This window comes from Coprococcus sp. BIOML-A2 (genome assembly GCF_009875795.1).
Lineage (GTDB): Bacteria > Bacillota > Clostridia > Lachnospirales > Lachnospiraceae > Coprococcus > Coprococcus aceti.
Window position 1 is genome coordinate 146,945 of the sequence record NZ_WWSI01000003.1, and the last position, 25,056, is coordinate 172,000.

Genomic DNA, 25,056 nt, shown 5'->3' on the forward strand with positions numbered 1-25,056 from the left:
TGTATGCGATCAATCCTCGTCATCTGAATCATCTGCTTCTACCATCTCAAATGTTCTGACCTTAACCTTCTTATTCTCTGTGTCAACATCGAACACGAAATCCGGTACTACAGGTATTAGGATCTCGCTGCCATCATCCTTCTTAACGACAAATACATCATTTGCCGGAGTCTCCAGCACGTCGTCAAGGATTCCTATGTGCTCGTCATTCTGATCATATACATCAGCGTCAAGGACATCACAGATGAAGAACTCTCCATCCATGAGAGGAACTGCATCCTCCCTGTCAACAAGTATGTCATAGTTCTTAAAACGCTCTATATCATTTATGTTATCGTATTCTTTGAACTTAAGAATAACCATATTTTTCAAAAATTTGCAAGATGTACAATTAACCTCCAAAGTCTCTCTGCCATTTGACAGATAGCACTTCTTCAAGGTCTTGAAACGATCATTGTCATCCGTTGTCGGATATACCTTAACCTCGCCCTTTATACCATGGCTTGAGGTTATCACTCCTACTCTGAGTCTGTCTTCTGTGTTGTGTTCCATGCTATCTCCTATATAAATATGGTAGCACGCTGAGGCGCGCGTAGGTCATCAGGCCTACGCCTGTGACATATAATATAAGGGGGAGTATAAACTCCCCCTCTTAACTCGGTAATAAAATCCTCTGTCATATGAAGATTAAGAAATACCACTTATCCTGCCTATGCAGTTCTACTTAATATCAACGACAACCTTCTTATCACCCTTTGAAGCAGCTGCCTTGACAACTGTACGGATGGATTTGGCTATTCTGCCCTGCTTGCCGATTACCTTACCCATGTCTTCTGGTGCAACTGTAAGGTCTATCTTTATTATGCCGTCTTCTTCAGTCTCGGTTACAGCTATCTGCTCAGGATGATCTACTAGGGACTTTGCAATGATTTCTACTAAATCTTTCATCTCTATACCTCCCAAATGGAACACCAGCCATGCAAAATCGACTTCGTCGATGGCTGGCGCTGCATATCAGCTTTTCATAGAAAAGCTGATACATCCGTAAAATTACTTCTCGATACCTGCCTGCTTTAATAACTTTGCAACTGACTCAGTTGGCTGTGCTCCAGTAGCTAACCACTTCTTAGCAGCCTCCTCGTCAATCTTTACTACTGATGGCTCCTGGTTAGGATCATATGTTCCGATCTCCTCGATGAATCTACCATCTCTTGGTGATCTTGAATCTGCTACGATCACTCTGTAGAAAGGATGCTTCTTATAACCCATTCTTCTTAATCTAATCTTTACTGCCATTGTTCTTGTTCCTCCTAAATATTAATTATCTTAAGCCAAAAGGCATTTTAAAACCACCGCGTCTTCTCTTTCCGCCCATCATGCCTGACATCTGCTTCATCATCTTCTTAGACTGTTCAAACTGTTTAAGGAAGCGATTCACATCTGCTATCTGGACACCTGCTCCATCTGCGATACGTTTCTTTCTTGACGGCGATATCGGATCCTGGAGTGAACGCTCTCTCGGTGTCATGGACTGAATGATTGCTTTTGGTGTTTTAGCAGCGTTCTCATCTATCTCAACATTCTTCATCTGACTTGCCATGCCTGGCATCATCGAAAGGATCTCCTGCATGCCACCCATCTGCTCGAGCTGAGCCATCTGATCAAGAAAATCGTTGAAATCAAAACTTGCTTTGCGGAACTTCTGTTCCATCTCCTTTGCCTTCTCCTCATCGATAGCCGACTGGGCTTTCTCTATGAGCGACTCAACATCACCCATGCCGAGGATTCGGCTTGCCATACGATCCGGATAAAATGGTTCCAGATCTGTAAGCTTTTCTCCCATACCTGAGTACAGGATCGGCTTGCCTGTGACTGCCTTGATCGACAGTGCGGCACCGCCTCTGGTATCACCATCCAGCTTTGTGAGGATGACACCATCTATACCTATCTTGTCATTGAACGTTGTCGCTACATTGACTGCATCCTGACCTGTCATGGAATCCACAGTCAGTATGGTGTAGGCAATGTCCAGATTCTCCTTTATCTCTGCAAGCTCGTTCATCATGTCCTCATCAACATGAAGACGTCCTGCGGTGTCAAGGAACACCAGATTGATATTGTTCTTGGCTGCATGCTGTACTGCCGCCTTCGCAATATCCAGTGGCTTGTTGTTGTCTCCCATGGCAAACACAGGAACTCCAACCTTCTCACCATTCACCTGCAGCTGCTTTATAGCCGCCGGTCTGTATACATCACATGCCACAAGAAGTGGCTTCTTGCCTTTGTTCTTGAACTGATACGCAAGCTTTGCCGCCGTGGTGGTCTTACCTGCTCCCTGAAGTCCACACATCATGATGATCGTGATCTCATTGGATGGTCTGAGCTTGATCTCTGTCATCTCAGAGCCCATGAGCTTATCCATCTCTTCCTTAACGATCTTGATGACCATGTGTCCAGGATTCAGACCCTTGAGAACTTCCTCTCCTACAGCTCTGTCACTCACCGACTTGACAAATGACTTGACAACTTTGAAGTTAACGTCGGCCTCAAGAAGTGCTCTTTTAACTTCCTTCATAGCCTCCTTGACATCATCTTCTGTAAGTACGCCCTTGCTTCTCAGCTTCTTAAATACGTTCTGCAGTTTATCTGATAAACTGTCAAATGCCATAGACATTCTCCCTTCTGATATTATCTATCATCAGAAATCTTCGAGTATCTTATCTGAATAATTCACTATATCTTCAATTCTGCCCGCAAGCCGTTCATCCGAGTTCATCGCCTTGAGCTCATCCGCACATTCCTTGATCTTCTGAACCTGTTCCTGTGCCTTCATGAACTTATGTACCAGCATAAGCTTCTCCTCATACTCCTCGAGAATCTTGTCACAGCGCCTTACCATATCATATACGCCCTGTCTGCTTATGTTGTTGAGTCTCGCTATCTCTGAGTAAGACATGTCATTGTTCACAACATCCTCGTACACGCTCTTCTGATGCTCTGTGAGCAGCTCACCATAAAAATCATATAACATAGACTGTCTGACTATCTTCTCCATAACAAACTCTCCGTAACGCACTTGCATGTAAAGTGTTTTTGCTTTACCATGGGCTATTCTAATACAGGCAGGGTAGGTTGTCAAGTGTTTTTTCTTGACAAAGTGAATTATATTTATATTTGTAGCAAATCCTCCGTCTTACAACACAAAACCCTGTATGTTTGTTATATCGCTACAGCGATAGTTTTACAAACTGTATTCAATATATCTTCTTCACATCATCCACCCGGTAAAGTCTCTTAAAATTCTCCAGATCCTTCTCCGACTGTATCACCATCACACCCACAAAGTTCCCGTCCTCTCTGCTCATGAATCCAGCTACCTGTTCTCCGGTGCAGATAGAACATCTGATGACAGCCTCGTGTTTTGCCTCATCATAGGGGAACAACTCTGCGTTACCCTTGTGTTTTAACTTTAATTTTGAAATAAATCTTTTTCCAGTCACTATATCCACCTCTATACATACCTTGCAAATAACTGACAAGATACATTCTGAACCATCATCTTATCATTGTGCTGACACTACGCCTCGATCTGTCCCAGTATATATGGATCCTTGATCTTATTGTCCTCGGCAAAGAACAGTATCTTCGTGAGCACCTCCGATGTCTTTGGATCGTCATCCACAAATGGCAGGAATATTCTGCCTCGCCTCTGCGAATGCACAGGAAGTACATTTATCATAGGGCCTGCCTCCTGATGCACCACTCCGCTTCCAAGGTGGACTGTGTAATTGGCACGCTTGCCCTCTATCACTGCATGGTTCTTTGTAAATGTGACATTTGTCAGTCTGAAAAGTGGCATGGTGAATTCTGCTATCGCCTTTCGCATCTCAACAGTTGAGTGTGAAGTCTCAGGATCCACGCCTCCGGCATGTGCCACGGAAACCGCCATGTCCACATCCCTCATGACCTCAGAGAATATGATATCCGGGATGTCCTTGATCCGCATCTCCTTGCCAGTCTTTCTATCAGAGAACACCACCCATTCGAGTGTCGGCGATTCTATATCTGCAGGTGAGAACCAGTCTGCAAGAGCGTAGATCTGCGCTACTATATTCTCCTTGTAGTACACCTTCTGAAGTCCATCCTCTATATCAGCCACCCAGTGTCTTGACTTCAGGCAGCCGAGTGTCTTCTTCGGCTGGATCTGATTGCCCGCGTATCTGAGAGAATGTTCCATGTTCATCTCCTCTTCGGTCTTCACATAGAGTTCTCTGAACACCTGCTTGAACGGCTGAACGATCTTGTTGTCAAATACATATTTCTGTATATCATGCCATTTGCCAGCCATGTACATGTGGAATGGATGTGCTACTGTGAGCTTTGTGTCATCTGACAGCTTTATATTTTCACCAAACACATTCAATCCATCCTCAGTCGCAAATCCCAACACAACATTCTTGCTATCATCAAGTTCATTTGCCCCTGACATAATACTGTCAGCCGTACTATCCAGATCTGCCTTCACACCGTCAGGCTCCGCCACCTTAAACACCAGCGCAGCCACCATGTCATGTATAACAGGATTCTCCAGCATGCCCCTGATCTCAGCCCAGGTGTATTCCTCCTGGCTCTCCATCGCATCCTCAAGCATCGCCTTTGTACGCCTTGACTGCTCCGCCATCTGCTTCTTGGCATCCATCAGAGCCAATACATACTCATCCTTCTTGATCTTTGCCGGAACGGACTTTAACTGTTTGCCGTTCTTCTCACAGATGACAGCGCATTTGCCGCCGTCCTCCATCTCAAGCCATACGGTCACTTCTCCGATCTCATGCGGCCGAAAATATTCTGTCATGCCCTGAACTACAAGGCTTTCCATACGTAGGGTAAGTCTCGTCACGTCCTGATATCCGGCATTGATTGCCATATTGCGCATAGCTGTAGAAACTGCTGCCGCCTCGCTGGCTCTCCTCTGTGCTCCGAACTGCTTGCTCTCCTTCTTGAACTTCTGAAGGAACATGTACCTGTCCTTTATCTGCTCCTCATTCTCTATCGGCAAGATTCCCACCGCCATGAGCAGATCTTTGTTTCTCTTTGCCTCGATCTCAGCCATCAGCTCGGACTCATTGTATTTGCCAAGTGCCGCATCCGCGTATTTTCTCGCCCTGGTATGCTTTGCACCGTCCGAAATGTATTTCGCCGCCTTGTATATGAGCTGGAAACGTTTGTCACCCAACCTTTCATAGACTTCGGTAAACCACGTCCTGTCAAATGCGCCGTAGTTCAGCTCATCCACCTCAAGCGGTGTAAATCTCGCTATCATAGCCTTTCTCTTGTCATCAAATGACTCGTTCATGTGCGCCATGAAGTAATAGCATCCCGCAGTAAATCCATCCCATCCAAGATACTCTCCAACTATATCTATCCACTCTGGAGAATACATAGCTGCCTCTATAAGCCTGGCATCACTTATATCCGTACCTGTAAGATAGGCCTTCAAAGTCTCCGCGCTGTCATTTACATCAGGCACACATGCCTGAAGAAGATGCGACATACTATTCCTCTTGCTGACCTTCTGACGGTTATAGTAATAACCAGTATTGAAATACGTTGATCTCTCCAGGGTCTCCTTGCCGAGGGCTGACAGTATCCTGACAAAATACTCCGCACCGAATATTCTTGTAAGCCCGTATATATATGGAGAGAATTCTGTCTCCGTGTCTCCCCTTGTGAGCTCTGCAGAAAGCACAAGCTCGGACATATCAGTGTACAGCTTCTTAACTATATCCAGCCTTTTCTCGTCCGTCTCCGAGAACTCTCCTTCCGGACTGTGAAGAAGTATCTGCCTCACACTCCTCAGTCTTTCACGCTCCGTATATCCCCACTCATAGCCTCTGGTCTGCACCTTCCTGTTGCGCTCAGTTATAAAACGCATCACGTCAGATACACATTTGAGGCTCCTATCCAGGGAATTCCCCTCAAATGCCATCTTGTACATATAATCCCTGGATATAATACCACGGCTGTATGCGGCAATATAGTTCAGGAGACCAGGAACCGGCATGACACTTCCTGTGTGTACCCAGTAATATGAATTTCTATCATTTACAACGTCTGAAGGTATATTAAAGTTATGACACTTTGCAAGGGCATAGTTGTATGGGAACAAATGCCTGAAATTCTCTTCATTCTGCCTTGCCTCGTCAGAATCCTCTTTTACGTCCAATATATCGCTGTCACCATCGATTGCAAGCCACCTTGTTATTATCATGATCTGCTCATTTGTGAGCACACTTCTGTGATATACCTTTGAATCATCACCAGATATACTGCTGCCACCTTTATTCCCGCCAAATGTATATATGAGCTCATCGTTTCTTCCAAGCAGATAGTCTGCTGCCACAACGGCAAGTCTCATCTTGTCACTATCCATCACATATCTTCTATACAGGAATCCTATTACAGCTCTGACAATGGCAAGATATCCGAATGCCGGACATTCTTCTATATATATATTTCCAAACATATCCGCCATAAAACTCTCGCAGTACTTCTTGAAATCCTGTTTGTCACTGTTGTAGCCATTCAGATACACGTATAGCTGCATGCACATATACGGAGTCTGAATATTTTTCTCGTAGAAATCTACCCACAATTCCTCACATGCCACCTTGTCACAGCTCACATATATGTTCCCACCTGCCTCACCAAGCAGGCCGATCTCTCCGTCAGCCATCTCATACTCATCATTTTTGTGCTCATCCACAAATGCATCAAATTTTCTTAATATATTTATAACTTCTGAATCAGATGTCGTGTCTTTCTTTTTAGGCACAATCTTTGATTTGAGTTTTGCAAATGCACCCTCGCTCTTGGCAGTCCTGCACACATTATCATTTGCAATCCCGCTTTCAGGGAAATACTTTTTGTACAGCTCAAGGCACTCAGCCAGATAACTCTTGTCAAATACCGGCTCATAGTCCGCATTTACATCATAAAGTCCATACCCCTCATCTGCACCAGCCCGGTCTGTGCCAACATTTTTAATCTCACGTATAAGAATCTGCTCCTTAGTTGTAACACTGGATCTTCCATTCGCAGACTCCCTCTGCATAGCGTCTATATGACCAACACAATCTGCAAAAAGTTTCTGCCTGTTCTCATCATTTTTGAGCTGGAGCAGCAGGTCAAGTCCCGCTGTTCTCTTCTCCTCCTTGGAATCTGCGAGAAGTCTTCCGATGAGATCATCCATGTCATCACCATCAAGCTTATATAATATAGACAGTACAGTCTCCCTTATGTCTGACTTCTTGTACTTGAGCATATTCTCAAGCTGTACATAATTCTCCGGCGAAAGCTTCATATCCTTAACGATCATCGCCGCCTTGTTTCTGGTATATGTCTCCTTGTCGGCAACCGCATCCACCAGTATGGCACGCTGTCTGTCATTTGCCGGCTGCCTTACAAGCAGAAGCAAAAGCGCATCTCTGCTATACCTTGCGGAATCTATCTCAGGAACCATCTCCGCTATGTAAGTGATCTTGTCCTCATCCCTGAGAGCGCTTGCGCAGACCGCAAGTCTCATGATGATTGCGGATCTGTCCAGATATTCGGCATTCCATGGAAATACACACGGATCAAACTCAAGCCTTTTCTTCGGCATGCGCTCAAGTATGCCCATGAGGATATCGTACATCTCATGACATTCTTTCCTGCTGTCAAAATATTTGTCCACCTCGGCAAATGTCATTTTCTTAAGTTCATTGTTGTACGATCTGCCGTCTTTATATATGAGACTATTCATATAAGGCTGGTAATCCGACATAAAGCTTGGCATGATGACCGCCATGGTGTCCATCTCGTCTGGGAATCTCTTGATAAATTCCTTTGCAACGCTGTGTGTGTACACCTTTCCCAGACTCATTGCCCTGATATATGTGCCAAATACCAGTCTTTGGTGTCTGCTGCCATCAAGCGCCAGCTTGTTCATCACATGGCATGCCTCATCCACATCAAAGAAACCATAGCTCCACAGCGCAAGATAGATCTGCATGGCATCCTCGCCGGATAAAGCTTCACGCCTTGCATTTTCATCATTCAGATATGTATCTATAAGAAGCAGCTGCTTCTTCTGTATACGGTCAAGCTTGCTCTCCTCGTCAGTCACAAGTCCTGTCCAGGTGGCTACAGCCCTCATGACTGATGAGAATCTCAGAAGATCATTCTCCTTTATCACATGGAACAGAGTCATAAATGCACCTGCCGTTCCATAATCCATATTCTCACATATCGCCTGCCTAAGCCCCTCCTGAAGCTTTGCTGCAACGAGCAGCTTGCCTACAGCCTCATGGAGCCTTGTGTTGGAGCTCATATATATTCCCCTGAGGATATTGGTCGTGAGCCTTGTCTGCGCACTCTCACCGAACATGATGTCCATGAGCACTTCCTCAAGCTCTGCATTCCCCCTGTCGAGCTCCGCCTGTATCCAATATTCAGATACTATTCTATACCCATTGCTGTTGCCATCCCTGTAATAGCACAATATATCCTGCGGCAATTTCTCCCTGTAGAGAGATACTATGTCGCATCCGTATATCCCCATGGAGTGATATTCATTCATGATCCTGAAATATCTGTCAAGAAATGCCCCATACCTCTTCGTACGCATGGTTCTTCTGTAATAATATTGGCTTGTCTGCCACTTGATTATGCTGTCTATAGAAGTGTAGAAATCCTCCATCAGATGATCCGGCACCCACCCTGGCAAATGCTTCAGCTCCCTCCTGAAGAATTCAGAAGGAACATTCTTTTCATTCTCAAGAAATGTCTCAAGTCTCTTGCCGATCGTTGACTCTTTTACATCTCCATAGTAATTATCCATCTCCTTAAGAAGCTTCTGCGCATCCGCACTGTAGCTCTTTCTGAGCTTCGTGGAATTCTCGTCAAATGCCTCTCTCACTTCATCTGCGATCTTCTTCTGCTCCTCAAGCTCAAACCTTGTCTTCTTGTCCACCGCCATTGTAACCCCTTTCTTTATGTTCTACCACATTCTGCCCGCCAGCATTGTGAGGCGGATAAATGTGATCTCATCCCCTTCGTTAAACTTCTCTTCCCTGTCCAGCTCCGTTAATTCATCCATACCGCGGAACACTCTGAACAGCCCATCCTCAAATCCTTGAATGGCTGTCTTCACTGCTTCATCCACATCCGGTTTCTTCTCCCCATAGACGATCCCGAACGCTATCTTTCCTATTCTTCCCATATCATCGATCTGTTCATCTGTCAGCACTGCATCGCCGCGATCCATGCGGGATATGTACTGTGCCACGCAGATCTTTACTGTCTCTGTTATGAGTTCTCTAAGTGTGCCCGGTACATTTGCGTATTCAAACGGGACCTTGTGCACTGTGTTCTTCCGCTTGCCGAGCTGTTTTATGTTCATGTATAAAGTCATGTGATTCCCCCGAAATCTTGTTATATGTATATTCACATTGTGCAGAAATTGCACATACTGAAATAAATGTTCAACTTGTGCAAAAATTGCATATATTGAATAATAGTGTCTGCTAAGCCACATTAGCATTTGCATTTATCTGATCTATTACTTTCTTTATGCCCATCCATACAGACGCGTTAAATATATCCGTTATACTTCCCCTGTCTGTAAATGGCGACTCCATCAGCACTGACATATCCTTTATCATTCCATTGTGTACCACATACTCAACTATCTGATTGACAAAGTATATCTGCCTGCTGTCATAATTTGTTTCATTCAGATATTCACTAAACGCCTCCTTTGCAGCGTTCATATCAAGCCCTACTATCTCACGGACAAATTCACCAAGAGGCTTGTCACCGATCTCACCCTCATAATCCTTTCTCGTTCCAATCTCATTCCAAAGGATATCCTCAAGTGCCTTCACATCCCCAGTAGTAAGGGGCTTATTTGTCTTGAGTTTTGCAATTACAATATTATCCTGATGCTGTTTTATATAGAATTCAGCCTTTGCTTTATAATTCTTCAGATCATCGTTCTCAAGTTCTGATTCATGCCAGTCAGTAGATAGGATATCATCATCAAAGTTAGTGTCGTATGTTTGTACTGTGCTTTTTATAAAGCTCATGATATCCCTAAGTCCTGTCCTTATCTCTTCGAACTCTATAATTCCAGCACCATCTACATAGCTATCCGACAATACTTTATCTATGATTTCTTTTCTGCGATCAATCTCATCAATATGTTTTCCTATAAGTCTTGAAAGTGCATTAGCCCTTTTTATAAGATCTCTCTTTGCTCTCTCGTCATTCTTTCCCACCACATGTGCAAGCTCCAAGCCATATATAAGCGCATCAAATCTCAAAGCACTCGGCTCATCACCATCTGCCATAATATAAGGCGATACTTCTTCCTTTACGACATTGACATCAGGGAACGTTATACTCTGGTAGTTTACTTCATCCGAGTATTTATCCAGATATCTCAGATGCTGCTTTACTATAAAATTATCCCTGTTATCCCTCGACAATCTCTGCACTTCACTGCTCATGTCAGATATCAGTTTTTCCAAGAAGAAATTCACCCTGTCGTCCCTATCAGTAAGTGACTGCAGCTTATACGCTATCTCAAATCTTCTCTGGAATATCGCACCCTGTATAGGCATCACATTTACAGCCTCTTTGCCCTTTTTCTTTACCCTGAAGAACTCAAAGTTACTACAGAAATCAAATATATAGAACAATTTTTTATCTTTGCCGTCCAGCAGTCCTTCGCAAAGTCTGGTTCCCCTTCCTATCATCTGCCAGAATTTTGCCTTACTCATTACCTTCTTGAAAAATACCAGATTGAGTATCTCTGGAACATCTATTCCCGTATCAAGCATGTCAACTGATATGGCTATCTGCGGCAGTTTCTTAGGATCCGAAAAATCATCTATTGCTTTCTGCGCAAATTTTGTCTGATTATCTATAACTTCCGCGTACCCAACAAGATGCGGATATTCCTCATTGAAAACCTCAAATATCTTCTCTGCGTGAGTATGATTCTTTGCAAATATTATTGTTTTTCCTATCTTCTGCCCGTAATCTATCTTGATTCCCTTATCCATAAATACACGTAAGACTTTTCTTATTGTATCCTTGTTGAATAACCAGGAATTAAGCGCAGCGGACTCTATCTTATCCGGTACATCCCCAGACTCTGTCACAAATGTTTTCTCATACTCTTCCTTATCTGCGTCCGAAAGTTCTTCATATACAATTCCCTCATCAAGGAACTTTACCTTGCTCTCAATTGTCATATAATCAACAAGATATTCATCCTCAACAGCCTGTGCAAGATCATAGCCATATGTAGGAACTCCATTTGCAAGTTCAAATACATCATAAGTATTCTTGTCCACTTCATCCTTCGGTGTCGCCGTAAGTCCCACAAGCGGTGCATCAAAATAAGTGAATATATCTTTATACTTGTTATATATTGACCTGTGCGCCTCATCACATATGATAAGATCAAAATGTCCACAGGTAAATATTCTTCCATCCTTGTCACTCGCACTGTCAACGCATCCGATCATGGTCTGGTATGTGGAAAATACACATCTTGCATTATAATTATTCTTCTCCTCCACCAGATTCGTGCAGGACAAATCAGGTAGCATATTCACAAAACTACGCTTAGCCTGCGTGACAAGTGAATTTCTATCTGCCAGAAATAGAATATTCTTCACCCATCCGGCATTTATCAGTATCTTACAAAGTGCTATCACCGTTCGTGTCTTACCAGAACCTGTAGCCATGACAAGTAATGCTTTTCTTCTGTTCTTCTGATCAAATGCATCGCACACGGCTTTTATTGCCGCTTCCTGGTAATAACGTCCGGCAATTGCCTTATCCACTGTTACATTTCTGAGACTTGTCCTCATGGACCTCAGATTAAACCACTTCTCCAGATCCCTCTTGGAGTAAATGCACGAACACTTTCTCTCTGGATATTGTCCATCAATAATATGTGTCTCAAACCCATTTGTAAGGAAGATAACAGGTCTTCTGCCATACTTTCTCTCAATGCTGTCAGCATACTCCTTCGCCTGATATCTGCCTGCCTCAACTCCGACACATGTCTTCTTCGCCTCTATAATAGCAAGTGGTCTCTGTGTATCATCATAAAGCACATAGTCCACCCGTCCATTTCCTGACCTGCTAGGAACACCATCAACTTCAACTTCATCGATCCAGTCTGATCCCTGTACCCATCCTGCGTCCTCAAGCATAGCATCTATATAGAGTTTCCTTGTCTCGAACTCAGATATATCAAGCGGATGCTGCTTATAACGCTTCCTCTGTACCTGACTGCGTGCAGATAACTTCTCCTTGAGATCTGCATTTTCCTCAGCCAATGTCTTTAGATCTATCTTATGTCTTTCAATCTCTTCCTGATTCTGACGAATCAACTCTTCCTGTTCTTTGAGCTGGCTCTTTGCATTCTCAGCATTCTCCCTAGATTTCTTGGCATTTTCACGTCTGTTCAATATGGCATTTCTATCAAATTCTCTCTGCTCATATCCCCGTACATAACAACATGAAATAAAGTCCATAAATATATGCAGATTTTCCAGGCAAAGCATAGCCTCGTCAAATCCCTGGCGCCTGTTATTGTGAGCCACACTGTTGCCTTTTCTTCGTATATAATCCAATCGTCTCCACAGGTCATTTCCCACATAATCTCTGAAGTCCTCTGAATTCAATAAACTGTGAAGATTATCCTGATACGGCGTTTCAAGTGAAGTCTCAACTGAATAAATCCATTTTATTGCAAACTCCATAGCCCTGCGGCAATTGAGTATACACATATCAGGATCTATAAGAATTATTCTCTCAGCCGATATTGCAACCCCAGCAAATGCGGCAAATCTTGGTTCATCCCTTAAGAAGTCGAAATTATTCATGTCTTTCTACCTCCTCCCCTTTGTCTTGTCGGTATATTATAAACACATTATATAGGTAAGTAATCAATTGTTCCAGTAGTTTGATGAGCGAGAGCAATTTTGATTTGTCGACTTGACAAACAAATTTAACATACTCATTAACCATATCAGTTGGTGGACAAATTATCGGGAAATCTTCAATATGTTCCTTATTCAATTGTCTCTTATCAATTCCACCTACACAAACACCTCTAATCAAATCAACGTACTCTGGTGAAACAAGTATCCTTAACACAAACATATTGCTTACCCCAGGCTTTAATCTAATGAAATATACATGTCCATTCACATTAGCCATATCATCTTCACCCAAATATAGTGCCGCTCTCCCAAGAGAACTATTCTCTGTATTTATTCGTCCAGTCTTTGTCATAAGGATATCACCATGCTTTAAGCTACTTCTCTTCATATTTGCATGAGTTTTTGCATCAATATAAGCAATATCTTCCATTTCCAAGCGATTCTTCCAAACATTCTGACTTCTGAAAAATGCAATACCTTCTTTGACATAATTCTCAGATCCACCTTTAGGTGTATTACCACTATTTATCTGAACCGATAAATCCTTCAATTTCTTAACGGGCCATTTTTTAGGATTAGCAACAGCATCCCCAAACATCTCTACAAATCGGGCTTTGATAAGCTTGTCTAATAACTGCAATTCTAAAAATCTTTGTTCTTTTATCTTTACAATTCTATTCAGCTCATCAACAATATGCTTTTGATCTTCTATGCTCCTTGAGGGAATCTGCATCTTGCGCATAGCAGCCTGTGTTAATTTTTGCCTTGTTGCTCCATTAACCATTCCATCAACATTATAAAACATAAGTGAATAACACAAATAATCCACGTCTAATCCGATCTTAGGCTTTAAAACATGAGCATGGTTATTGATCCAGCATTTTCCTGAAACTCTATATGCAATAGGTTTTTCTTTTGAGCCAAAGTTACCACCATCTTCTGCAAGTAATACAAGTTCATCATCAAAAATATAATCAGCGACATGGTCTTGAATACCATTTGCCCCATAATAAGGATAATCTCCCTCTTCCCTGTCAGATGCTGTAATTGGCACTCTCATTGAATCAAGTATTTCACAGCAATCTTCAATGTACATCATATCCATATCTTTATTTCTACAAATTCGACACTTTAATAAATATAGTTTGTGCTTGTGCTTACAACGGAACTTTTTATAGCCATCATCAGCTTATGCATTACTTGCTTTGCTCTTGGTTATGCCGTTGGCTCTAAGAGCAATGATAAGAAATAAGACAAAAAAGTAACCGCCCGGTCCTGACAAAACTTGGCGGTTACTTTTTTGTAATCATCATATCAGGGCTAACCGTCTATCGGTAGCACCTTTTGATATTATATTAGCATCCAACCGCTTTCATGTCAAACATATATTCGATTGTCATTTACTCATACAAATACGAATTTGAGGTTTGTGAATCATAAATATATATCCACAACAAATACATCACGCAATATACCGTCTATGCGATACCTTTACATTATTTTGATTAACTATCGCATACTGCATAGTCGTATCTATCTGTGAGTGTCCCAATATCTTCTGTACCTGCTCTATCGGCATTCCTTTATCTATAGCTCTGGTTGCCATTGTCCTTCTAAATTTATGTGGATGTATCTTGTCTATATTCAATTTTCTTCCCAGTTCTCTAACTCTTATCTCAACTCCACTTATCTTTAATCTTGCATGTGGCGCATCAAGAGTGACAAATAAAGCCGGATTATCATCAGTCCTGCTCTCTATATATTCTTGCAAATGCAGCTTTGCCTTTGCATCGAAATAAACTCTTCTTTCTTTATCACCTTTACCGAATACTATGCATTCCCGTTCTTCAAAATCAATATCCGATATATTTAAACCTACCAGCTCGCCTACTCGTATACCAGTCGAATACAAAAGGTCAATCATGGCAAGATCCCTGACGCACGTACAATTATCACGAAGTTTTTCAATCATTTCATCAGTTATAGTTTCTTTAACCGGCTGTTTCGTCTTAATTTTATGTATTCGTCTCATAGGACTTTTCAATATGTAGTCCTCTTCTTCAAGCCAGCTAAAAAAGCTCGACATATTTCTCCGGACATTGTCTACAGTTACTTTGCTGCAATTATTAACCTTCTGATAATCAACAAGATACCCTCTTATCTCGTCAGTTGTTATCTTTCTGATAGGCGTTTCAATACTACCAAGCATATGTTCAATAGTAACACGATAATACTGTAAAGTTCTTTCAGAACATCCCTCAATCTGCTTTGCGTCAATAAACATTTTCAAATATTCTACATTAGGAATTTCTTCTGTCTTTGCTTCGTTTTCTGCCAAATGTTTAAGTAACGTCTCCTGTAATTTCTTCATCTGAGATATATTCAGATAATCTGCCATCTCGTTAAGTATCTTGACTAATTTTTCTTCCATGTTCGTATTCTCCTTCCAGATTCTACCAACATCCTTCACCAGTCAAACCTTATTTAATTCTTATTTCTATACTTTAAGAAACATATGCTATAAATTATTATCCAAAATATTTCTGCATTAAACTATCAAACAATATCTGTGCCTCATCAAGAGCCTTTTGCACAACAACTTTTGATTTGTCGACTTGCTCACTAAATAATGAGTATTTTAATTGAAGTTCTATAGGTGGTACAATTGTAGGCAATCCCCTTAATTGACTCATATTTATACTTGCTATACCTGTCGTTTGTTTTGCTGCTCTTAAAAAATAGGTCTTTGCTTGTGAACTCTGTAAATATGCAGCAAAATATCGTGGCAATATTTGCGTTTCATCTAATCGTACTCTAAATATATGATTCTGATGGATACAATCTTTCGGTGGCAAAGATATAATAGCTCCTCTTCCTAATTTATCTGGATCTCCCCCCTCAGTCATTAAGACATCATCTGGCAATAATTTATACTGAATTATTTCATCTTCTGTTGCTAATATTGTTTTAACAGTTGTCCAATCTATATATCCGTCTTTTACGTTTGAAACAGCCATATATGGCACTTCTCGCAATTCCCCACATTTTGTTTTTCTTCCTTTAGTTATTCCTGAAACAATATCTGCAATTTCTTCCAATTTAACTTTATTATATTCTATTTCGTTTTCAAACATCTCTACAAATCGGGCTTTGATAAGTCCATCTAAAAAAGCCATTTGAGTATTTCTCATATCTAAACATTTTTTTGAAGACTTTAAAATTTTAACTATTTTTTTCTGTTTCTCAATTGATGGTAACTCAATTACTGCATCACTAAGATTACATATCTTTATATATTTTATAACCCCTCCTATAGCTTGTTTCCTTAATTCCTCAATATATGTTTCTAAAAAATAATACAAATATGGCAAATATAATTTTTCGACATTGTTATTCTCTATTATATAGGTTCGCTGATAAGCATCAAATTTTCCGTTGTAATACTTAACATTTAAATCGCCATTTCCAGCAACTAATACACACTCACAATCATATGAATATGTTGATATTCTTAAAGGCTCTTTTGAACAAGTAAAAAACGGATATTGACCATCCATTGAAGCTGCATTGGCATCAAGCTTACCCGTTCGTATTTTCGTCAAATCACCTATCCTAACTTTCATCTTCCATTGATCTACAAATACGAATTTGCTAAAGTCGAGTTTGTTTTCCCCTTTCCTAATATTTTCAATCAATTACTGGTTATCATCAGCCAGCAATTTCTCAAGTTCATCCATTTCCTGACTTATCTGTCTCTCCAAATCTCTTATATTTGCCATTATCTCAGATGTAGGCGGATACTCTACCGGTGTATACTCTACTTCCTTGTACTTATTGATGCTGAGGTCGTAAGCATTGTCCACTATCTCTTCCTTTGACACAAAGAATGACTTGTCCGTTCGCTTTCTGTCATTTTCTTTGTCAAGATGCGCAAATCTCTCTATTATGTCAGGTATATCGTTATCATTTACCGGTGTTCGCTTATCGTCCAGACTGTATCCGTCTGCCGTCATATCATAGAACCAAACTTTGTCTGTTCCGCCATGATCTGTCTTTGTAAATATCAGTATCGCAGTTGACACTCCCGCATATGGCTTAAACACTCCTGATGGCATGGATATGACCGCCTGCAGTTTCTGATTTTCCACTATTTCTTTACGGATTGCCTTATGTGCTACAGATGAGCCAAATAGCACTCCATCCGGAACTATACATGCACATCTGCCGCCTACCTGCAATATCCTTATGAACAATGTAAGGAACAGCAATTCTGTCTTCTTTGTCTTGCACATCTTGAGAAGATCTGCTGAAACTGATTCAGCATCCAGACTTCCCTTGAACGGTGGATTTGCAAGAACAAGTGTATATTTATTCTTATCACTATTCTGATCTGATAAGCTGTCTCTATATTCAATACATGGATTATCTATACCATGTGTCATCATATTCATAGCACCTATACGAAGCATCGTTCTATCCATATCATATCCATAGAACATATGATTCATATAGTGATCTCTATTTGCTTTGTTATAAAAGATGTCTTCTTTCTTCTTTTCTCTGAGGTACTCCCCTGACGCAACAAGGAAACCGGATGTTCCACACGCAGGATCACATATCATCTCGTCTGCTGCCGGATCCATCATCTCAACCATCATACGGATGATGTGTCTCGGCGTCCTGAACTGACCGTTTCTTCCAGACTGTGCTATCTTTGAAAGCAAATATTCATATACATCGCCTCTCACGTCAACTGACTGGATTTCATTCATCAATTTATATATCTCATCCAGCGAATCAACAACCTTCGAAAGAAGAATCGGTGTCGGAAGCTTGAATATGGCATCATCCATATATTTTGAATATGCGCTGTTCTTGTCACTATGAAGATTTTTTATAAATGGGAAAACCCATTCCTGCATGACACTGTACATTTTCTCAGCAGGAAAATCCCTGAATACAGACCATTTGAGTTGCTTTCCGTCAATGTTTCTGTCTCCTATCTTCACCTCATCAGCAAATATACTGCTAAACGGAAGCCCTAGCATCTCGCATTCCTTTGCCTTTTTGTTGTCCACATCATCAAGATCATGGATAAACATAAGATATGTTATCTGCTCTATAACCTCAAGTGGATTGACAAGTCCACCCGCGGCAAATATGTCCCATAAACTGTCTATTTTATTCTTCAAATCCCCTGTTATCATTTGTATTCTCCTTTGCACATACAACAAACCAAAATTTGTATGGCTAAATTATACACCACGTAATATCAAAAGCAAACAAATAAAACTCACCAGGCTAGCCATTTATGAAGGGAAAATATCAGATATGGAACACCTTGTCCCCTGGAACATACACATCTCTTGCTACTTCGTTCCGTCAATTCTCTCCCTGAGAACTTCCTTCTCAGTGTATGTGTGCTTTCCAAGAAGTTTGTCTCGTTTTCCGCCAAATACCTTATTTAACTTACCCAGATTGAATCCAACAAGGAATGCGGCAATAACCGTACCGGCTCCCACACTTCCAAGACTATGTATGCAGATCAGACATGTTACGACCGACACAGCCACCATAGAACAGTCAAATCCGATCTTTACCTTTGAAAATTCAATGTGTGTGACCTCTGATACAGCCTGCATGACACCCTCTCCGGCAAGCGGAATAAGATTGGCCGGCAGATAGAAAAAGATTCCAACCGCTATGAATACAGTACTCACAAGCATAAGCACAATTCTCATCGCTATATTATCAGTGCTCGGCAGAAATGTAGCCAGGTAATTGCAGAATGTTGTAAAATATCCGAACACGATTCCCACGACCACCTGAAGCAGATTGATCGGCTTGAACCGCTTCCTGAGTAATAGGATCTGTATAAGCACAAGTGCCGCATGGAATATGATCGTAGCCTTTCCCATCTCTATTCCCCATACACAGGTCATGGTATATGGTATGGAACTCACCGGCGACACACCGAGATTGGATTTTACCGACAGTGCAATTCCTATAGTCATAATAAACAATCCAACGAAATACATTGGAATTCTTACCTTCATGTTCTTCATCTCTTACGTTCCTCTTTTCTGTTGTCTTTTTCGCTGCCCTTCATATTATCGTACACCCTTACAAGAAGTGACTGCAATTCTTCCGTCTCTTCCGTTGTAAATCCCCTCAGCGCCACAGATTCAACTAAGTCAAACTTCTTATTGAGCATCTCCACATACTCTCTGCCCTTATCTGTCAAATACACGTACAGGGATCTTCTGTCCCCTGACTTTGTACTTCTCTGTATATATCCTTTATTCTCCATGCCACTCAACACAGCGGTTATCGATGCCGGCTCTATATGACATCCCGCTGCAATATCCTTCTGGCACGCCCCATCATGATCCTTCAGATAGTCCAGCACCTTGGGCTGTCCCATGGTGAGCTCTGTATCCTTTATCTGACTCAGCAATGCCTTCTGCACCATGAAATGATCCGCCATCAGCAGATAATGTATGGATTTTGTATGTTCGTCCATATGGATTCTCCTCTCCAGATAGTTATAATTCTAATTATTAGAACACTAACGATATTATACACATATTTTTACCCATGTCAAATCGAACTTCGGTCACCCCCATACGCACAAAAAAGATCCGGGATCATATGAACCACCCCGGATCTCCAATTATTCTTTATTTTATTGAGCCTTTATTTCTTTATGACTGCTTTCTTTGACACTCCTCTTTTCAGAAGGATTGTCTTATAGCTCTTAAGCTTCTTCGACGGAACCTTGACGGTCATCTTGGCGTATGTCCCTGTAAATGCACCAGATCCAACTGTTTTTCCTGTCATCTGTGTATTCTTTATCACTACTGTCCTGAGCTTCTTACATCCATAGAACGCCTTGGCACCTATAGTCTTGACGTTTTTGCCCAAGGTCACCTTTGTAACCTTTACATTCTTCTTGAACGCCGCTTTTCCTATCGCTGTGACCTTAAATGTCTTGCCACCAAGCTTTATAGTGTCAGGAACCACAACTGTCTTGGTCTTCTTGACAACAGATACGAGAGTTACCGTTCCCTTGCCATTCAGGGATGCATTTGTGATCTTGTACTTGTAATTTCCATTTGCATAGATCTTGCCAACAGCCGCAGTTATGTCAAAATACTTTGTCTGTGTTCCACTGTAATTACCGATTCCCATTATCACAACTTTTGCCTTGCCAAAGTCTTTATTTGACGAATATGTAACTCTGTAATCCTTGCCCGCTGTGAGTGTCCGCTTACCGCTAGTCACCTTCACCGCTGGTGTTATAGCCTTGCCTGTATATACAGCCGACTTTGTGATTGTCACAGAGGCTTTACTTATCGCCTGCTTGTTTATTGCAAATGTAAGAGTCTTTGAGCCCTTATATCTGCCCTGACCTTTGACAACTGCCTTTGCTGTACCGGAATTGGTATTGTTGCTATATGAAACTATATAGTCAGTTCCCGCATCAAGTGTTCTTCCACGTGATACAACCTTTACGGCCGGTCTTATCGCTGCGCCTGTATATGTAGTCTTGTACGAAGCATTTCCAGTTGCCGCAAATATAATATTTGCATCAACGCTTATATCCACAACTATCCATGTCCATACAGCCTTAAATGTTATATCCTCTGATACAGCGCCGTATACAGAATCAGCATTATAGCTTGTTCCTGCTTCATCCTGCCATGCCAGCACATATCCAGCCCTCGATGTCTTGTAATCAGTACCATCAGACATGATGATATTTATTTTCGACAGATCAAGAGTTGATCCCTTGTTTACAGATGACGCATACAACTGGCTGCCATTCTCATCTGTGAACACAACCTTTACCATGGTTACACTGTCGCCCTTGCTGTCTACCGGATCCTTGGAATAAATTGGATCTCCACCTATTGACACATCGCCATCAACAATGATCGTTCCATCATCTGACTTTACGCCAAATGAATTTCCACCGGTTGATCCGGATACATCCGCCGTAACACTTCCACCAACCAGTTTGATAGAATTGTCTGCTGAGATTACCGACTCCCCATCGCCAAGTCCTGATGACTTTGCATCAACAGAGCCTCCTGTGATCTCCACATCCGATGCCGATATTGCCGAAGATACAGAATCTATGCTGTTGCTTCCACCTGCTATCTTCACAGTTCCCGCAGATTCGATTCCCTTACCATCGGACTTTATCTGTATGTTGTCTATCTCAAGATTTCCATCTGTCTTGATCGCAGACGCACCCGGGGTTGTCGCTGATATCTTGGAAGATGTATCCTTTCCAGATACCTTTACATCCGCTGCGTTACTGTTATCGCTGACGCATGTTATACCATCAGCAATCTTATTTTCTCCGCTTACATTTATGACAAATGTTCCAGAATTGCCCGGACGAACCGTGATCTTCTTTACAGTAGCATTGTCCACGGTTATTCCGCTTGCATTTCCGGTATCAACAATTACATCCTCACCATTTCCTGTGATCGTGTAATCCTTATTCTCGGTAAATGAAACTGATATGATTCCACCAGACTGTGATACCTTTACAGTTGGATTTTCCTCACTGTCTGTGAATGCTCCAACATATCTGCTGTCATTCAGTCTTCCGATGTCAATTACGAAAGGATCTGATAAAGGTGTAGTCACCTCAAGTGCCTGGCTGATCTGACCAGCCTTGACATTTGCAGTTTCTTTTACCCTGCCATATACATAATATGTAGTAAATTCCTTGAGTCCGGTAAACTGAGCACCATTCTGCCATGTAAGCTTTGATTCAACCATATTCTTATCGCCTGATATTGCATACTCAATCTCGCCTGCTGCTCCTGACACCTGACCGCTGACGGCCACCGAATCAGATGTTACTGAAGTTTTTGTCAGAGTGACAACTGCGGTATTTTCTCCCTTTGCCACTGTCGCCTTGAGAGTTATGCTCGCTGAGCCGTTTGCCGTTGATATTACCAGTGTATCGCTGTAGCTTCCGGCACCAAGTCCATTTACCGGTTTTACAACTACTGTTGTTTTCTGACCTGCAGAAATCTGACCTGCCGGTGATGAAACGATCTGGAATGCCGTTCCATCCTTAAGCTCGGCCTTTACATCTGAAAGGGTTGTCTCCCCGGAGTTTGTCAGTTCTATTGCTGCCTGATCAGCATTCGAATAGCCATATACGAGGTCTGTCCATGCCTTGTCAGCACTGCTGCATGACAGCTTTCCAGGAGTGCGCACTTTGACAACACACGCCGCCTTTATTCCCGAGCCATCCTTAGCCATAGCTGTGATAGTCGCCGTTCCGGCTGCGAGGGCTGTTATCTTGCCATTCTGTACGGATACCTTAGCCTTGTCTGAACTTGACCACACAAGGGATGTATCTTTTGCATCAGCAGGTGTTATCGTTGCCTTGATCTCATCACTGTCGCCCACATTAAGTGTTATGTATGTCTTGTCAAATGAGATTCCTGTAACCTTTACGGCTGGTGTCTCTGACGGAGTCTCTGTGTCTTTCTCAGACGTTGAACCCGTTGTTGAGCCAGTTGAGCCCGTCGATCCGGTTGAGCCAGTTGAAGGATCCTTCGTGTCGTCCTCTGTTGTCATGCCTCCACCTGATTCCCCGCTTATCGTCCTGAGCTCTGACGACACTTCACTCTTTGGAGCTACCTTCTGTACTGCCTTCTCCTCATCTGTTCCGCTGTTCTTCACATACAGATAAAGTCCTGCTGCTGCACCCACAAGGCTTGCATTATAATCCAGTGCAACCTCATTCTGATTATAATCCTCAGAACTATCTACATAGGCAGAACTTGATGACGCAGGTCCACCAACCAGTGCCCCAACAAGTACATGAGCCTGCTTTGTAGTTGCATTTCCCGATACAGAACCCTGATATCCACTGGCAGCTCTATGATGCGGATATTTAGCTGAGTACTTATTGTAACCAACAACGAAACATTTTGATCCTGCATTGTTGCCCAATATGTATTTCATCTGTCCATTCGCCCATGCTGAATAATCATTTTTGTTATACATCTTATCATATATAAGACCTGTCATCTGATGTGCTGTATTGTATCTGGCAGATCCCCAATCATTTATAAGACAATAGTTATTATCACCTGTTTTTGTATTGTTTGATATAAGACTTGTCTGATTATCAATAAATATACTCTTCTTGCTGGAATTTGGACTATAGAGAAGTGCCGCTGCACCTACATTATCCCATGACAAAGCCCAATTTGGATTCTGGATTCCACTGCTGTTATACTTAGTTACATATATTTCCTTACCCGTTGCTTTATACAAGAGCGCCGCAGCCAGAGCATAATCATCCTCCCATGACTTTGACGGATAGAATGAATACGCAGGACCTGAACTCTTCATCTTGGCCTTGGTGTCAGCATATGTAAAAAGTTTCTCTGCATATGAGAGTGCCGTCTTATCTTTATAATTAATATAGTAAGCAGCCAAAGCCGCAGCGGTCTCAGATACAATGTCTGTACATGTATCTGAATCAGATGTGAATGTGACCTGGCCACTTCTTGATGACTGCTTCTCAGGAGCCCCCCAGTAACCATGATCCACTCCACCGTCACCGACCTGATAACAAAAAGCCTGAACCGAGCCATCACTTCCAAGGACTGTGCATCTCTTGAAATAATCAACGAATCTGTCCATGATCCTCTTATAGTGTGCCTCTGTAGCAGTATCCGCAAATGCCTCAGCAAACTCCATGTGCGCAAGTCCTAGAACTGTAGCCGAATATGCCTGTGGCAAACCAAACTTGGCATGATCTCCCGCATCATGGTATCCACCGCTGACATCCACAGTCTTTCCATTATATGTTGTTTTTGCATCCTCAGTATGGCAGTTTGATCTCCAAGAAAACTCACTCTTTGCAGATACATCACTTCCGCACATATTCGCATCATAAAGATACAGTGACTCCTGAAGAAGCTTCGCATAGTTGTACTCAACATCCGTATTGATCTCACCTGTGTTGTCCCCGGCTCCGCCAGATGATGATGAAAGTGAACCGATAAATGAGTCAAATGCACCTGACTGTGAGCTGTAGTACACCTTGACACCTGTTATAGACACACCGTTTGCCGTACCTGTGTAGCCAAGCTTTGAATAGCTCACGCTCGAACCTGCATTTACTGCACCTGACTTCTTGGATGTGTTTGGATATATGTACAGCTTTCCATCACTGAATACACCCTTGAGGGCTGACCAGCTGCTGTAATCCTTAACTGCAGTTACAGAGCCACTCACATCAGCCACCGCTATCCAGTCTGCTATGTATGAATTGCTCTTGTTATTTATCGTTATCTCTGTCTCGTAGTAGCCGTCTCCCTTGGCTGTTCCATCTCCATCAGCAAGACTTGCGGTTACGCTTGAACTTGTGTTTCCAATTGAATCAAGGTCCGCACTGCCTGATCCGCTGTCGCCTGAACCGCCTGACTCCCCTGATGAACCACCAGAGGTGCTCTTTGTTCCTGAGAGGACCGCTGACACGATCCTGAATTTGATCGTGCTGTTTTCCTGAAGATTGGCAACCTGTATTCCAAATGCCACCTTCTCCGTGCTTGTTGTGCTGATAGATGACAGATCAAGTACGGTCTCAAACTGACCGGTCTTGGACAGATCGATCCACTTGTCATTATTTGACCATGAAGATCCATATGACGCAAATGGCATAACTCCCGCATTCTGTCCACTTGCAGCGGTAAATGTGTCAACCGCATATGTGATCTTGAGCGTCTTATATCCCGCATCCGCAATAGCCTTCATGGATGCCAGATCTGATGAAGGCGAAAATCTGATCTCCGCCTTTCCATAATCACCCCACTCATCTGTTGCCGCAGTCACCGTCTTCCAGCCGGTGTCCGGTTTCAGATCCAGCGTGATGCTCTCCGCCTTAGCTGTGATCTCCGGCCAGGTTATACTGCCGATGATCATGCATAAGGTGAGAACATATGCCAGGATCCTGCTCGCTGCTTTCTTTCTCATTTTACTTTTCCTCCTTGTACTTCCTTTT

General features: G+C 42.3%; 16 protein-coding genes. All 16 read right to left on the reverse strand.

Going from position 1 to position 25,056, the window contains the following annotated elements; genetic code table 11:
* Positions 1-9 precede the first annotated feature (9 nt).
* The 16 genes from rimM to GT575_RS07750 all read right to left on the reverse strand — a co-directional run bounded on the left by rimM (position 10) and on the right by GT575_RS07750 (position 25,028).
* On the reverse strand, positions 10-552 hold the full coding sequence (rimM, locus tag GT575_RS07675; protein ID WP_015534851.1) for a ribosome maturation factor RimM: 543 nt from the start codon (positions 550-552) through the stop codon (positions 10-12).
* 168 nt (positions 553-720) lie between these two features.
* Complete coding sequence (locus tag GT575_RS07680; RefSeq protein ID WP_004851223.1) at positions 721-948, reverse strand: KH domain-containing protein; 228 nt, start codon at positions 946-948, stop codon at positions 721-723.
* A gap of 102 nt (positions 949-1,050) precedes the next feature.
* Positions 1,051-1,296, reverse strand: a complete 246-nt coding sequence (rpsP, locus tag GT575_RS07685) for a 30S ribosomal protein S16 (protein ID WP_004851225.1) — start codon at positions 1,294-1,296, stop codon at positions 1,051-1,053.
* A 25-nt stretch (positions 1,297-1,321) separates the two neighbouring features.
* The gene (gene ffh / locus GT575_RS07690; RefSeq protein WP_117549039.1) at positions 1,322-2,668 is read right to left on the reverse strand and encodes a signal recognition particle protein; all 1,347 of its coding nucleotides are present in this window, start codon (positions 2,666-2,668) and stop codon (positions 1,322-1,324) included.
* Positions 2,669-2,698: 30 nt separating this feature from the next.
* On the reverse strand, positions 2,699-3,055 hold the full coding sequence (ylxM, locus tag GT575_RS07695) for a YlxM family DNA-binding protein (RefSeq protein WP_022059475.1): 357 nt from the start codon (positions 3,053-3,055) through the stop codon (positions 2,699-2,701).
* A gap of 199 nt (positions 3,056-3,254) precedes the next feature.
* Positions 3,255-3,500 carry a hypothetical protein gene (locus GT575_RS07700; RefSeq protein WP_330577036.1) on the reverse strand — a complete coding sequence of 82 codons (246 nt, stop codon included), beginning with the start codon at positions 3,498-3,500 and terminating at the stop codon, positions 3,255-3,257.
* 77 nt (positions 3,501-3,577) lie between these two features.
* Positions 3,578-9,019, reverse strand: a complete 5,442-nt coding sequence (locus GT575_RS07705; RefSeq protein WP_161171821.1) for a DUF4132 domain-containing protein — start codon at positions 9,017-9,019, stop codon at positions 3,578-3,580.
* Between the two features lie 21 nt (positions 9,020-9,040).
* Positions 9,041-9,454 (reverse strand): hypothetical protein, encoded by a 414-nt coding sequence (locus GT575_RS07710; RefSeq protein ID WP_161171822.1) that lies wholly within the window; start codon positions 9,452-9,454, stop codon positions 9,041-9,043.
* A 112-nt stretch (positions 9,455-9,566) separates the two neighbouring features.
* Positions 9,567-12,947: a DEAD/DEAH box helicase family protein gene (locus GT575_RS07715; RefSeq protein WP_161171823.1), complete on the reverse strand. Its 3,381-nt coding sequence runs from the start codon at positions 12,945-12,947 to the stop codon at positions 9,567-9,569.
* Positions 12,940-14,112, reverse strand: coding sequence for a restriction endonuclease subunit S (locus GT575_RS07720; protein WP_082419779.1), 1,173 nt, complete (start codon positions 14,110-14,112; stop codon positions 12,940-12,942). The genes GT575_RS07715 and GT575_RS07720 overlap by 8 nt, the downstream gene beginning before the upstream one ends.
* A gap of 357 nt (positions 14,113-14,469) precedes the next feature.
* A complete protein-coding gene (xerA, locus tag GT575_RS07725) occupies positions 14,470-15,438 on the reverse strand; it encodes a site-specific tyrosine recombinase/integron integrase (protein ID WP_055222503.1) in 969 nt (322 codons plus the stop codon).
* A gap of 97 nt (positions 15,439-15,535) precedes the next feature.
* Positions 15,536-16,630: a restriction endonuclease subunit S gene (locus GT575_RS07730; RefSeq protein ID WP_070098464.1), complete on the reverse strand. Its 1,095-nt coding sequence runs from the start codon at positions 16,628-16,630 to the stop codon at positions 15,536-15,538.
* A gap of 72 nt (positions 16,631-16,702) precedes the next feature.
* Positions 16,703-18,214, reverse strand: coding sequence for a class I SAM-dependent DNA methyltransferase (locus GT575_RS07735; RefSeq protein WP_161171825.1), 1,512 nt, complete (start codon positions 18,212-18,214; stop codon positions 16,703-16,705).
* A 162-nt stretch (positions 18,215-18,376) separates the two neighbouring features.
* A complete protein-coding gene (locus tag GT575_RS07740) occupies positions 18,377-19,072 on the reverse strand; it encodes a YczE/YyaS/YitT family protein (protein WP_055273484.1) in 696 nt (231 codons plus the stop codon).
* Positions 19,069-19,530: a MarR family winged helix-turn-helix transcriptional regulator gene (locus GT575_RS07745; protein WP_055273486.1), complete on the reverse strand. Its 462-nt coding sequence runs from the start codon at positions 19,528-19,530 to the stop codon at positions 19,069-19,071. Before GT575_RS07745 ends, GT575_RS07740 begins: the two co-directional genes overlap by 4 nt.
* 173 nt (positions 19,531-19,703) lie before the next feature.
* Positions 19,704-25,028, reverse strand: a complete 5,325-nt coding sequence (locus GT575_RS07750; RefSeq protein ID WP_161171826.1) for a glycoside hydrolase family 9 protein — start codon at positions 25,026-25,028, stop codon at positions 19,704-19,706.
* Positions 25,029-25,056 lie beyond the last annotated feature (28 nt).

Coding starts and splice junctions, on each gene's coding strand:
- rimM (WP_015534851.1), bottom strand. CDS start 552: ATGGAACACAACACAGAAGACAGACTCAGAGTAGGAGTGATAACCTCA.
- GT575_RS07680 (WP_004851223.1), bottom strand. CDS start 948: ATGAAAGATTTAGTAGAAATCATTGCAAAGTCCCTAGTAGATCATCCT.
- rpsP (WP_004851225.1), bottom strand. CDS start 1,296: ATGGCAGTAAAGATTAGATTAAGAAGAATGGGTTATAAGAAGCATCCT.
- ffh (WP_117549039.1), bottom strand. CDS start 2,668: ATGGCATTTGACAGTTTATCAGATAAACTGCAGAACGTATTTAAGAAG.
- ylxM (WP_022059475.1), bottom strand. CDS start 3,055: ATGGAGAAGATAGTCAGACAGTCTATGTTATATGATTTTTATGGTGAG.
- GT575_RS07705 (WP_161171821.1), bottom strand. CDS start 9,019: ATGGCGGTGGACAAGAAGACAAGGTTTGAGCTTGAGGAGCAGAAGAAG.
- GT575_RS07710 (WP_161171822.1), bottom strand. CDS start 9,454: ATGACTTTATACATGAACATAAAACAGCTCGGCAAGCGGAAGAACACA.
- GT575_RS07715 (WP_161171823.1), bottom strand. CDS start 12,947: ATGAATAATTTCGACTTCTTAAGGGATGAACCAAGATTTGCCGCATTT.
- GT575_RS07720 (WP_082419779.1), bottom strand. CDS start 14,112: ATGGATATGATGTACATTGAAGATTGCTGTGAAATACTTGATTCAATG.
- xerA (WP_055222503.1), bottom strand. CDS start 15,438: ATGGAAGAAAAATTAGTCAAGATACTTAACGAGATGGCAGATTATCTG.
- GT575_RS07730 (WP_070098464.1), bottom strand. CDS start 16,630: ATGAAAGTTAGGATAGGTGATTTGACGAAAATACGAACGGGTAAGCTT.
- GT575_RS07735 (WP_161171825.1), bottom strand. CDS start 18,214: ATGATAACAGGGGATTTGAAGAATAAAATAGACAGTTTATGGGACATA.
- GT575_RS07740 (WP_055273484.1), bottom strand. CDS start 19,072: ATGAAGAACATGAAGGTAAGAATTCCAATGTATTTCGTTGGATTGTTT.
- GT575_RS07745 (WP_055273486.1), bottom strand. CDS start 19,530: ATGGACGAACATACAAAATCCATACATTATCTGCTGATGGCGGATCAT.
- GT575_RS07750 (WP_161171826.1), bottom strand. CDS start 25,028: ATGAGAAAGAAAGCAGCGAGCAGGATCCTGGCATATGTTCTCACCTTA.